The organism is Eubacterium uniforme (assembly GCF_900167115.1).
Taxonomy (GTDB): Bacteria; Bacillota; Clostridia; order Lachnospirales; family Lachnospiraceae; genus Eubacterium_S; species Eubacterium_S uniforme.
In genome coordinates this window covers 44,162-57,316 of the sequence record NZ_FUXZ01000013.1, presented here as the reverse complement: position 1 = coordinate 57,316, position 13,155 = coordinate 44,162, and the positions used below count along the sequence as shown (strand labels likewise).

Sequence of the window (13,155 nt, the reverse complement as noted above, 5' to 3'; positions counted from 1 at the left end):
ACTCCTAAATAATATCATATATTTAGCATATTTACAACAAAATCATAGCCACTTTTTCTTTTTGAAAAACACTAAACTTCCAATTGCAATTGTTAAACATACTAAAATAACAACAAAATATGAATATCTCATTTCAAGTTCTGGCATATACTTAAAGTTCATTCCATACCAACCTGTTATAAGTGTTAATGGCATAAATACAGTTGTTACAACTGTAAGCAATGTCATTATTCTATTCTGCTTTACATCAAGTTGTGTATGATAAAGATCTTTTACCTGTACGGTATAATCTTTAAGAGCATTAATCATATCATTATGTCTTGCAAGACGATTTAAAAAGTTTCTAAAATATCTGACGTTTTTCTCATTAAAGAAATTATTTTCATTCTCTTCAAGTTCCTGAGTAAGGTCTATAAGCTGTTCATAATGAACTGATAATTCTCTAATTTCACCTCGTATTTCATTCACTCTATCAAGTGAAATATCTGTGTTACCTGACTCTATAACATCTTCTATTTGATTTAATTCTTTTTCATATTTTTCAATAACTAAAAGATCTCCTCTTATTATTCCTTCAAGAAAATCATATAGAAATCTTTCTAAACTTGGACTCTTCCATCTCTTAGTTCTTTTTATTTCTTCTATTATGGAAAGTGCCTTTCCACTTTCATCAATAAATACAATTCCTTTTTCATCTAGAGCAAATGCAAACTTGCTTTCTTCTTCACCTAGCTTACTTCTATCCGGTATTAAAAAGTTACCTGTCAATGAATCATAGTTTACTTCAGCCTTTGTATTATGAATATCTATTATGCTTAAATCCAAGTCAATTCCAAAATCATATGACTCCATATCGTTACACCATTCTTCATACGAAAGAATTGCAACATAAGGAGTTCCTTTTACCAAATCACGTTTCTCGCAATCATCAAGTAATTCTTTTATGTTATAATACTTTGACATAAAAAACCTCCTTGAATAAATTTATTTTACTTCTACCTGACACATACTCATAGTTTTAAGTGCTGCTTCATGACTTTCAACTGTTACACCAGCACAACACTTACTATCAACCGAAACCTTGATTTCAGGGAATAATGCCTTTAGTATCAAAGCGTTACTAACTACACAAATATCTGTACATAATCCTATAAGTTCAACTTCTTCAAATTTAAACTCATTCCAACCTGTATATCCAAATGATGGTTTATCTATAATTTTACAACCATCAACATATAAGCCTTCATATATCTGCCAGCCGTCACTACCTTCTATACAATGAACAACTGGTAGGTGCTTTCCTTCGTTAGTATCTAAATAGTTTTCATGATGAGTATCTCTTGTAAAAATAACTTCATCACCATTATCAATATATTCTTTAATTTTGTTTTTAACATTAGTTAAAATACCAACTGCTTCAGCTGTTCCTAAAGCGCCATCAACAAAATCCTTTTGCATATCAACAACTATTAGTGTTTTCATAATAACCTCCAATCCAAATCATAAAAGAATATCTAAGTAGCAAATCGCTACTTAGATATCTAAATTTCATAAATCTATTTTTATTTCAAAACTAAAAGTATTAATACAATTAACAAATCAACAAATCAATAAATTCATTAATTAATCCATGTACCAACTTTTTTATCAAGTGTTTCTTTCACTTTTTCAAGATTTGAAATACAAGCACTTCTTCCATCTTTAACACCTACGAAATCAAGTGCTGCTTCTATCTTTGGAAGTGAAGTAATTGCATCAAATTTATCATCTGCAACCATCTGTTCAGCTTCTTCTTTTGAAATCTCTTTAAGTTCAACCTCACTACCATCTTCATCCTTAACTGTTAAGTAGTCACAAGATGAAAGAATAAGTAATTCATCTGCATCAAGCATATTTGCAAGAGCTGCAGCTGTATAATCTTTTTCAATAATAGCACTTGCGCCTTTAAGATTTGAATACTGCTGTAATACTGGAATACCACCACCACCTGCAGCAATTACAAGCTGACCATTATCAAATAAAGTCTTGATTGCATCAATTTCATAAATATCAATAGGATGTGGTGAAGCAATAATTCTTCTATATCCTTTTTCACCTTCTGGAATACCAGCTTCCCTTGCCTCTTCATCAGAAATTTCTACAATATGATTACCTTTCTTTTCTTCAAGATTAGCTTCATCCTCAGTAAGTACTTTTCCTATAACCTTTGTAGGATTATTAAATGCCTTATCAAAAGGATCAACACGTACCTGTGTAATAATAGTTGAAACTGGTTTATAAATACCTCTATTTAAAAGTTCTGTTCTGATTGCATTCTGCAAATCATAACCTATATATCCCTGGCTCATAGCACCACAAATTGACATAGGTGCATTAGTTCTTTCCTTGTGATTTCTACTATATTCTGAAAGAGCTGACCATATCATACCTACCTGTGGTCCGTTACTGTGAGTAATAACAATATCTCTTCCTTCTTCAACTAAATCTGCAATAGCTTTCGCTGCTGTCTTAACTCTTTCTTGCTGCTTTGGAAATGAACTACTAAAACTATTTCTTCCAAGGGCAACAACACATTTCTTGTTTGCCATAATGTATACCTCCAAATCTAATAGAATAGATTTAATATTCAATAATCAAAATCATTTTATCACTCGCTATTTTCTAATTAGCATTACCCTTATAGTATATCACAATAGACTCTGTTTGACCACTATATACTGACATATAAATCAATGCAAAAAGGATGTCTAAATAATGCCACTTTGCATTAATAAACATCCTTTTGTATTCGGCTTTTAGCCTATCTTATAAACTCTTTTCAAGAGTCTCTCTAATTGCTTTAATAAATTCTTCACTATTAAGAACTTCTTTATTCTCAAGTGTAGAAATAAGAGCGAGGTCACCTGTCATCTTACCTGCTTCGATTGTATCGATACAAGCCTTTTCAAGCTTATCAGCAAATACTCCAAGTTCAGGAATGTTATCCATCTCACCACGCTTACGAAGAGCACCTGTCCAAGCAAAGATTGTTGCAATTGGATTAGTAGATGTCTTCTCACCCTTTAAGTATCTGTAATAATGTCTCTGAACTGTACCATGTGCAGCTTCATACTCATAATATCCATGAGGTGAAACTAATACAGATGTCATCATTGAAAGTGAACCGAAAGCTGTAGCAACCATGTCTGACATAACGTCACCATCATAGTTCTTACAAGCCCAGATGTAACCACCTTCTGAACGAATAACTCTAGCAACAGCATCATCAATTAAAGTATAGAAATACTCAATGCCAGCTGCTTCAAATTTTTCTTTATATTCTTTTTCAAAGATTTCAGCGAATATATCCTTAAATGTATGGTCATACTTCTTAGAAATAGTATCCTTAGTAGCAAACCATAAATCCTGCTTTGTATCAAGTGCATAGTTAAAGCAACTTCTTGCAAAGCTTTCGATTGAATCTTCTAAGTTATGCTGACCCTGAATAATACCAGCGCCTGTGAAATCATGAATAAGTTCACGTGTTTCACTACCATCAGCAGCTGTATAAACAAGTTCTGCTTTACCTGCTCCAGGAATCTTCATTTCTGTAGCTTTATATACATCACCATATGCATGTCTAGCAATTGTAATAGGTTTCTTCCATGTCTTTACATATGGTTCAACACCTTTAACGATAATTGGTGCTCTAAATACTGTACCATCAAGCATTGCTCTGATTGTACCATTAGGGCTCTTATACATTTCTTTTAAATTATATTCAGGCATTCTTGCTGCATTAGGTGTGATAGTTGCACACTTAACTGCTACACCGTATTTCTTTGTAGCATTTGCTGAATCAATAGTAACCTGATCGTTTGTCTCATTTCTATAAACAAGACCTAAGTCATAATACTCTGTCTTTAAGTCAACAAATGGAAGCAATAACTCATCTTTAATCATCTTCCAAAGGATTCTTGTCATCTCGTCGCCATCCATCTCTACAAGTGGAGTGGTCATCTTAATTTTTTCCATTGCAATTCCTCCTGCTAAATCGTCATTAGTTAAATCGCTGTAAAGGATACAACGATTTAATCCCTTCGGGACACAAAGTCCTTTGGACTTTGCACATATACGCTCTGTAAATTCTTGATAAATTTACATCGCTATATTTATATCATATTTATCCTTATATTTCAATGAATATCTTACATTTTAGCCTGTTTTCTCGCCTTTTTATTAAGCCAGTTCGTAATTCTTGCTCTAAACTTATCCTTATTGAAGAATTTTCTGGTGAGCATTCTGTAGAATAAGTAAATCACAAAATCAATACTTAAAATAACTACCGAACCATAAAATCTCATAAGTGTAATTCCCATAACATCAAATACATCTGGAAGTATTAATAAAACTGTCCAAAATACTATAGGGACTAAAACAGTAACCCAAAATCTAAGTCTTGTAAATGGTCTACAAAGATCTGTAAAAATAAACATTGATACAAGACCAGTTGTAAGTGTAGCCATTGTTGATAATGTAAGATCTGAGCGTAGCCAGATATAAACCATTAATGCTGAAAGACAGACATTTGTTGCAACTAATGCACCATTCGGTATAGCCTTAAATAAAATATTATACAGGAATCCCGTCCTTACTCTTTCATCATTTGGTTCAAACGCAAGGAAGAATGATGGGTATCCAATTGTAAGAGTTCCAAGAAGTGTATACTGAATTGGCTTAAATGGGTAACTATATGGAATAACAATAAAGAGTAATGCTAATAAAATCGCATAAACTGTTTTAGTTAAATATAATACACCACTTCGCTCAAGGTTGTTAATTGAACGTCGTCCTTCTCTTATGATTTCTGGAATGTGAGCAAAATCCGAATCAAGTAAAACAACACTTGAAATATCTCTTGCGGCACTACTTCCCGACTGCATTGCAATACTACAATCAGCTTCCTTTAGCGCCATAACGTCATTAACGCCATCACCTGTCATTGCAACTATGTGTTCCTGTTCTTGAAGCGCACGAACAAATTTTAGTTTAAATTCAGGTGTAACTCTACCAAATACAGTGTATTTATCAACTGCTTCCTTTATATCTTCAATACTATCAATACTTGATGCATCAATATATTTATCAGCATCCTTAATACCTGCTTCCGTTGCAACAATTGAAGCAGTAAGCGGATTATCGCCAGAAATAACTTTTATATTAAGTTTTTGAGAATCCAAAAACTCTATAGTTTCTTTTGCATTATCCCTAAGTGTATCCTTAAGAATAACTAATCCCATAAGGCTAAAGCCCTCAAATGTTTCTTTATCCTTATCATAACTTTCGCATTTGCCAAATGCTATGATTCTTGCACCATGAACCATTTCTTGGTTGTATTTGCTGTTAAATTTCTCTTTATCTGAAAGCAACACATCAGGTGCACCAAGTACATAAGTTCCTTCCTTAAATTCAAGAAGACTCCACTTCCTAGCTGATGAAAAAGGTATTCCATCAATAAAATTCCAGTTATAATCTTTCCCAGAATAATATGCTCTAATTGAAAGAATGGTTGAATTCCTATCAAATCCAGTATTCGAATACTCTTTAAGAGCTTTTTCAAACTCATCCCTGCTACAATTTATTTCAACAATTTTAGTTACATCAAATCTACCCTTAGTAAGTGTACCTGTTTTGTCAAAACAAATCGTATCAACTCTAGCTAGTTTCTCTGTACTATACAAATCCTGAACTAATGTATTATAAAATGATAACTTAATCGCACCCTTAAACATAACCAAACTAGTTAAAAGGACAAAACCACTTGGAATAAAACCAATGGTTGCAGCAACAGTACTTAAAACAATTTCATTATATGAATCATGACTTACAAAATGCTGCTTTAATATTAAACCAGTTGCAACCGGAATAACAAATAATGTTACAAGCCTAATAACATAGTTAATAGAATACATTATTTCCGAACGATTCTTCTTAAATTTCTTAGCTCTTTTAATAATTTTATATGTATAACTTTCCTCACCAACACCTGTTGCTTCAACTATAAGTTTTCCTTCTGCAACAAATGTACCAGCAAGAACATTATCATCTTTCTTTTTAGGAACAGGAATACTTTCACCTGTTAGTAGACTTTCATTAACAAAGCCTTCACCTTCAATTACTTTACCATCAACACATACCTGATCACCTGCATAAAAAACACAAGTATCACCGTATACTATATCATCACTTTTTATTTGAATCTCTTTATCATCTCTAATAACGAAAGCCACTGGATTAAGTAATATCTTTAGTTTTGTAAGCGTTCTTCTAGCTTTCATCTCTTGAAAAATACCAACTATTGCATTCCAAAAACATACAAACATAAAAGTCATGTTTTTGTATGAACCAGTTGTAAATACAAAAATAGCAGCCACTAAATTGACAGCATTAAAAAAGGTGAAGATATTATCAAATAGTATTTCACCCACTGTCTTTGTGCCTGCTTTAACATTTCCGTTATATTTGCCCTCTTCTTTTAGTTTTAGGGCTTGCTCAGTTGTAAGTCCCATATCCTTCTCTAACCCCATCAAAAAATAAAGGCTAGTCTGCAACATACGTTGCAGACTATACCTAAAAAACCTATTTCACTGGTTAAAATTCGGCATCGGTTGGCCGAATTTTAATCCCTTACGGGACACAAAGTCCTTTGGACTTTGCACAAGTACGCTCAGTAAATTCTTAATGAATTTACTTCATCCGTTAAATCGTTGTAAAGGATACAACGATTTAATCCCTTCGGGACACAAAGTCCTTTGGACTTTGCACAAGTACGTTCAGTAAATTCTTAATGAATTTACTTCACTACCAAATTAACAATCTTCTTTGGTACGTAAATTTCTTTGATGATGTTACCTGATAATTTATCGCCAAGTGCTTCCTTAGCTTTTGCGATAACATCGTCTTTTGAGATATCTGCTGCAACTTCAATAACAGTCTTTGTCTTACCATTAATCTGAACAGCAACCTTAACCTCATCATCTACCATCTTAGCTTTATCATACTCTGGCCACTTATTGTCAAATACTGAATTTTCATGACCAAGTCTTTCCCAAAGTTCTTCTGCAATATGTGGAGCAAATGGTGCGATAAGAATTGTCATTGTTTCTAATGTTTCCTTATCAATACCGCCTTCCTTCTTAGCAATTTCAAGAAGTTTGTTGTTATATTCCATAAATCCACTAACTACAGTGTTAAGACTGAATCCTTCAAGTCTTGTTGTAATATCATAAACAAGTTTATGTCTTGTCTTTTCCATTTCCTTTGTAGCAGCAATACCACAATCCTTGTTATCTTCAACAAGATGCCAGAATCTATTGATGAATCTGTAAACACCATCAATACCTCTTTCATCCCATTCTGAATCAAGTTCAGGTGGTCCTACAAAGAGTTCATAAATTCTAAGTGAATCACAACCATAATCACGAACAAGATCATCAGGTGAAACTACATTACCCTTTGACTTACTCATCTTGATACCGTTCTTACCAGTAATCATACCCTGGTTGAATAACTTAGCAAATGGTTCCTCAAAATCAACTACACCAATATCATATAAGAACTTAGTATAGAATCTTGAGTAAAGTAAGTGAAGAACTGCATGCTCTACACCACCGATATACATATCAACTGGTAATAAATCATGAGCTTTCTGTTTATTAACTAATTCTTTATCATTCTTATTATCAACATATCTTAAGAAATACCATGATGAACCAGCCCACTGTGGCATTGTATTTGTTTCTCTCTTAGCTGGCTTACCACAACATGGACATGTTGTATTAACCCATTCTTCGATATCTGCAAGTGGTGATTCACCTGTACCTGTAGGCTGATAACTATCTACCTCAGGAAGTAATAATGGAAGTTCTTCCTCTGGTACTGGAACTGCGCCACAATCAGGACAGTGAATAATAGGAATTGGTTCACCCCAATATCTCTGTCTTGAGAATACCCAGTCACGAAGTTTATAATTAACAGTTGCCTTACCAAATCCCTTTTCTTCAATGATATGTGGAGCTTCCTTCTTAAGTACGGCTGATTCCATACCATTCCAGTCTCCTGAATTAATCATTGTTCCAACAGCATCTGTATAAGCTTCTGTCATGTTTTCAATTTCTTTACCGTCTTTAGCTATAACCTGAATAATAGGAATATTGAACTTTGTAGCAAATTCAAAGTCTCTGTCATCATGAGCAGGTACACACATAATAGCACCTGTACCATAATCAGCAAGTACATAATCTGATAACCAGATAGGTACCTTAGCTCCATTAAGTGGGTTAATAGCATAGCTACCAGTGAATACACCAGTCTTTTCCTTACCCTGAAGTCTATCTACTGATGACTTATTAGCAGCCATTGTAATATATTCTTCTACTGCCTTCTCTGTTTCAGCAGTTGCAAGTTTCTTAGCCATCTCATGCTCTGGTGCAAGTACCATAAATGTTGCACCATAAAGTGTATCAGGTCTTGTTGTATAAACAGTAATCTTTTCATCACTATTTTCTAACTTAAAATCAACCTCTGCACCGTATGACTTACCAATCCAGTCAGTCTGCATCTTCTTAACCTTTTCAGGCCAATCTAATTTATCTAAATCATTAAGTAATCTATCTGCATACTTAGTAATCTTAAGCATCCACTGATTTAAGTTTTTCTTTGTAACTTCAGCGCCACATCTTTCGCACTTACCGTTAACAACTTCTTCGTTAGCAAGACCAGTCTTACATGAAGGACACCAGTTAATAGGCATCTCCTTCTGATAAGCAAGACCTTCCTTAAACATCTTAACGAAAATCCACTGAGTCCACTTATAATAATTTGGATCAGTTGTATTAACTTCTAAATCCCAGTCATAAACTGCTGAGATTTCCTTAATCTGTCTTTTAATGTTAGCTACATTTTCAGCTGTAGAAACTCTAGGATGTACACCCATCTTGATTGCGTAATTTTCTGCAGGAAGACCAAATGCATCCCATCCCATAGGGTGAATTACATGATAGCCATTTAGCATCTTATAACGGCTCCATACATCACTAATAACATATCCTCTCCAGTGACCTACATGTAGTCCGCTGCCTGATGGATATGGGAACATATCTAGACAGTAATATTCCTTCTTACTTCCATCTTGCACATTAACTGGTTTCTTTTCCCAATTAAGACGCCACTTTTTTTCAATTTCCTTATGATTATAAGGTACTGACATAACTTTATCCTCCTGTAAAAATATTTTTATCACTAGATAATATTTTAACCAAATATTAGCAAATATCAAGTGTAAATATTATTTAGGCTCGTATTCTATGTTTATTACTGCATTAAAGCAGGTTTCATTGCCATAATAATCCTTAATTGACATTCTAATTATGTTATCTCCAAACTTAATTTTCTTTGGATAATTAAACTCAATTTTTTTGTTATCTTCTTTTGATCCAAGATCAGATGCATTAATAACTTTCTTAAGTTTATCTTCTATTTCCTTCTTTAACTTATCATTAGTTAATTTATCTTCGTACTTTTCTTTAGTCTTAACCACATAGTCATCTTTCTTTTCACTTGTAAATCTAACTATAGGCGGTGTTGTATCAACAATCTTATATTTTATCTTAGCCTTAAGCTTAGTTCCATCTTTCTTCTTGTAAGAATACTCAACAACATGTTCATCCTCTGCTGCTGAAGTAGTTTCATCATACTTAACTTTCCTTGTGATATCTTTACCCTTATCCGAAAGTAATAAAACATTTGCTAAATAATCAATTTTAGAACCACGCTCTACAATAATCTTATTTTCATTAACAACTAAATTACCATTAGACGCCTTGTTATATGGATTTTGTTTAGAACTATCAGTAGGGTCCCAACCACACTTCTTATATCTTTCAGGAATATCCTCAAACTTCATGGAAAGTTTATCAGACTTCTTGCCCTTTTCAACTGTAAACTTTGTACCATCCGGACAATTCTTATAAATCCACTTAGCATCTCGTACGCAAAGCTGAATACATCCACCATCCAAGTCATACTTACCAAGTTTATCGTAGGATTCCTTTACCATATAATACTTATATGGATTTGTGTAATAAACTGAACCTATCCAAAGATTCTCTGCATATCTGCAAGTATACTGTGACCAATATGCATCACTCTTCCCACCAAAATAAGTAGAAAAACCAATCTTATCCTTACCTGGATGAGTCGCCGTGCTACCCTTAGTCTTTTCAAGGTCACCTGTCTGAGTCCATGAATACCTATCTTTTATCTTATATTCACCCTTCTTAACATCATTACCTATGTTACACTTCATAACTTTGAAAACCTCAGGATCCTTACCCTTATACTTTTTATTTACAATAAGTGCATATTTTTTAATATTAAGAACTAATTCGAATTTAAAACTTTCTTCTGATTGTGCTCCTGCACCTGTCTCCGTTTCATCTTCACCTGTTACAGTTTCTTCATTCTTCTTATCAATTGAAGTAACATCTCTTTCAGCATCAAGCTTATTCTTAGCAAATGAAAGAACGCCAATAACAAAAACTGCAACTATGGCAAGTTGTAAAAGGTTAAGTCCAAAATCAAAGAGATTCTTTCTTTTTCTTCTTCGCTTTCTGCCTTCCTCAACCATAAGCCTACCCCTTGTACTTGGGTCAACTTCTTTGTTATCATTTGAATTCAAGCTATCCATTAACGCCGAACCACTAATTTCATTATTCTCTTTTTCTGTTGTATCATTATTTAATTTTTTCTCTTCATCTTCAAACATAACAATACTCCAAGATTCTCTCTTCTTAAATTTCAAAGTTACAACGCACATTATACTACAAAAATTATACTTTGTGAACATTGAAAACCCTTTATACAAAAGAACAAGCCCAGTATCACCGAAGTAATACCAGGCTTGTTTCTTTTCAAACTCAGTTATATTCTTATTCGTCTTTATTTTGATACTTTTCAACTTCTCTGGCCTGTACATCTGAAGGTGCTTGTTCATATCTAGCAAATTCATACTCATATGTACCAATACCACCTGTCATTGAACGAAGAGTTGTTGAGTATCCGTAAAGTTCTGACATTGGAACATCAGCTTCAACAACTGTGTTACCATTATCATCTGGATTCATACCAAGTACTCTTCCTCTTCTCTTGTTAAAGTCACCCATTACATCTCCAGTAAATGAATCTGGAACAGTAACCTTAACTGATGCGATTGGTTCAAGTAAGATTGGACCCGCCTGCATCATAGCTTCCTTAAATGCTTTAATTGAAGCCATCTTGAATGCCATTTCATTTGAATCAACCGGATGATATTTACCATCCTTAAGTGTAATCTTTACACCTACTACTGGGTATCCAGCTAAAGGACCCTTTAATACACTTTCAGCAATTCCCTTCTCAATTGCTGGGAAGAAGTTCTTAGGTACTGAACCACCTACTACAACTTCTTCAAAAACATATGGTTTCTCTAAATCCCCTGATGGCTCGAAGTCAATTACGATTTCACCGAACTGACCTGCTCCGCCTGACTGCTTTTTATGTCTTCCCTGAACATCGGCTGCTTTCTTTTTAACCGTTTCTCTAAATGCAATCTTTGGTTTATCAAGTTCTATCTTAACCTTGAATTTTTCCTCAAGTTTGCTTACTAAAATATCTAATTGTTGATCACCAATACCATAAATTAAACTCTGGCGATTCTCTTCATCATTAACAACTTTAAGTGTTAAATCTTCTATACAACACTTAGTAAGTGCCTGTGAGATTTTATCTTCTTCACCCTTATTAACAGCTCTGTAAGCCTTATATGTATATGGCTTTGACATAGTTGTTGGATGATATGCAATTGGTGTTTTCTTTGTAGCAAGTGTATCACCTGTTCTAGTGGAATTAAGTTTTCCAATAGCACCAATATCACCTGCATAAAGTTCAGATACTTCTGTAACCTTCTTACCACTAATCACATATAACTTACTAAGTTTTTCTTCAACATCTTTCGTTGGATTATAAACTGTTGTACCTTCTTTTAAGATACCTGTACAAACCTTAACTAATGAATATTTACCAATAAACGGATCCATTATGGTTTTAAATACGTACGCTGATACATCCTTATTAATATCCTTATCAGCTTCTATCTCCTCACCTGTTGCTGTATTAGTACCCTTTTTAAATACTTCTGCCTTCTCAGGTGATGGGAAATATTTTTCAATAGACTGAAGCAACATGTTCATACCATGTGCATCAACACCCGAACCAATTTGAACTGGAACAATATCACACTCTATAACACTAGTTCTAAGTGCTTTTGAAATCTCTTCCTGTGTGAATTCTTCTCCAGCAAAATATTTCTCCATAAGTTCCTCATCAGATTCAGCAACAGCTTCTAAAATCATATCTCTTGCCTGATCAAGATCACCTCTTACATCTGATGGAATGTCGCAATCTTCATATAATCCCTTTTCAAGGAATCTTCTACCGCCCATCTTTACGACATTAACAAATCCTGATAATTTATCATTCTCCCAAAATGGAAGATGGAAAGGAGCAACTTTCTTTCCGTACAAACTCTTAAGTTCCTCACAAATCTTTAAATAATCTGCATTAGGATCATCCATTCCTGTAACAAAGAACAATCTAGGAATCTTTCTACGTTCACATATATCCCAAGCTTTCTTTGTTCCAACTTCAACACCTGCTTTACCATTGACAACAATAATCGCTGCATCCGCTACACTCATGGCTTCTTCCATCTGTCCAACAAAATCGAAGTAACCAGGTGCATCGAGAAGATTAATCTTAATACCTTCCCATTCGATTGGTACTACTGAAGAATTAATTGAAAACTTTCTCTTAATCTCTTCCTTGTCATAATCACTAATGGTACTTCCGTCATCTACACTTCCCATTCTGCTTATGGCACCAGTACAAAAAGCTAATGCTTCAACTACTGTTGTCTTTCCGGCCCCCCCATGGCCCATAAGTACTACGTTCCTAATGTCTTCTGTCTTGTAAACATTCATAGTTTTTACCTCCATACTATATATTTAAATCATGACGATTTACCTCCTAAAATCTAAATACCTTTTTTATAATTTTCCTTCGGGACACAAAGTCCTTCGG

General features: G+C 33.9%; 8 protein-coding genes. All 8 read right to left on the bottom strand.

Annotated features, from left to right (window positions below):
- Positions 1-42: 42 nt before the first annotated feature.
- Positions 43-963, bottom strand: a complete 921-nt coding sequence (locus tag B5D16_RS10085; protein ID WP_078766865.1) for a magnesium transporter CorA family protein — start codon at positions 961-963, stop codon at positions 43-45.
- 21 nt (positions 964-984) lie between these two features.
- Positions 985-1,482, bottom strand: coding sequence for a cysteine hydrolase family protein (locus B5D16_RS10080; RefSeq protein ID WP_078766864.1), 498 nt, complete (start codon positions 1,480-1,482; stop codon positions 985-987).
- A gap of 137 nt (positions 1,483-1,619) precedes the next feature.
- Positions 1,620-2,588 (bottom strand): carbamate kinase, encoded by a 969-nt coding sequence (gene arcC / locus B5D16_RS10075; RefSeq protein ID WP_078766863.1) that lies wholly within the window; start codon positions 2,586-2,588, stop codon positions 1,620-1,622.
- 217 nt (positions 2,589-2,805) lie between these two features.
- On the bottom strand, positions 2,806-4,014 hold the full coding sequence (locus B5D16_RS10070) for an NADP-dependent isocitrate dehydrogenase (RefSeq protein WP_078766862.1): 1,209 nt from the start codon (positions 4,012-4,014) through the stop codon (positions 2,806-2,808).
- A gap of 173 nt (positions 4,015-4,187) precedes the next feature.
- Positions 4,188-6,566 carry an HAD-IC family P-type ATPase gene (locus tag B5D16_RS10065; RefSeq protein WP_159444362.1) on the bottom strand — a complete coding sequence of 793 codons (2,379 nt, stop codon included), beginning with the start codon at positions 6,564-6,566 and terminating at the stop codon, positions 4,188-4,190.
- A gap of 266 nt (positions 6,567-6,832) precedes the next feature.
- Positions 6,833-9,247 carry a leucine--tRNA ligase gene (gene leuS, locus B5D16_RS10060; protein WP_078766860.1) on the bottom strand — a complete coding sequence of 805 codons (2,415 nt, stop codon included), beginning with the start codon at positions 9,245-9,247 and terminating at the stop codon, positions 6,833-6,835.
- A gap of 78 nt (positions 9,248-9,325) precedes the next feature.
- Positions 9,326-11,053, bottom strand: coding sequence for a L,D-transpeptidase (locus B5D16_RS10055; protein WP_078766859.1), 1,728 nt, complete (start codon positions 11,051-11,053; stop codon positions 9,326-9,328).
- Positions 10,968-13,055: an elongation factor G gene (locus B5D16_RS10050; protein ID WP_078766858.1), complete on the bottom strand. Its 2,088-nt coding sequence runs from the start codon at positions 13,053-13,055 to the stop codon at positions 10,968-10,970. The genes B5D16_RS10055 and B5D16_RS10050 overlap by 86 nt, the downstream gene beginning before the upstream one ends.
- Positions 13,056-13,155: the final 100 nt, after the last annotated feature.

What these genes read in the sequence shown, in the direction of transcription:
- B5D16_RS10085 (WP_078766865.1), bottom strand. Translation starts at nt 963, where the DNA reads ATGTCAAAGTATTATAACATAAAAGAATTACTTGATGATTGCGAGAAA.
- B5D16_RS10080 (WP_078766864.1), bottom strand. Translation starts at nt 1,482, where the DNA reads ATGAAAACACTAATAGTTGTTGATATGCAAAAGGATTTTGTTGATGGC.
- arcC (WP_078766863.1), bottom strand. Translation starts at nt 2,588, where the DNA reads ATGGCAAACAAGAAATGTGTTGTTGCCCTTGGAAGAAATAGTTTTAGT.
- B5D16_RS10070 (WP_078766862.1), bottom strand. Translation starts at nt 4,014, where the DNA reads ATGGAAAAAATTAAGATGACCACTCCACTTGTAGAGATGGATGGCGAC.
- B5D16_RS10065 (WP_159444362.1), bottom strand. Translation starts at nt 6,566, where the DNA reads ATGGGGTTAGAGAAGGATATGGGACTTACAACTGAGCAAGCCCTAAAA.
- leuS (WP_078766860.1), bottom strand. Translation starts at nt 9,247, where the DNA reads ATGTCAGTACCTTATAATCATAAGGAAATTGAAAAAAAGTGGCGTCTT.
- B5D16_RS10055 (WP_078766859.1), bottom strand. Translation starts at nt 11,053, where the DNA reads ATGAGTATGAATTTGCTAGATATGAACAAGCACCTTCAGATGTACAGG.
- B5D16_RS10050 (WP_078766858.1), bottom strand. Translation starts at nt 13,055, where the DNA reads ATGAATGTTTACAAGACAGAAGACATTAGGAACGTAGTACTTATGGGC.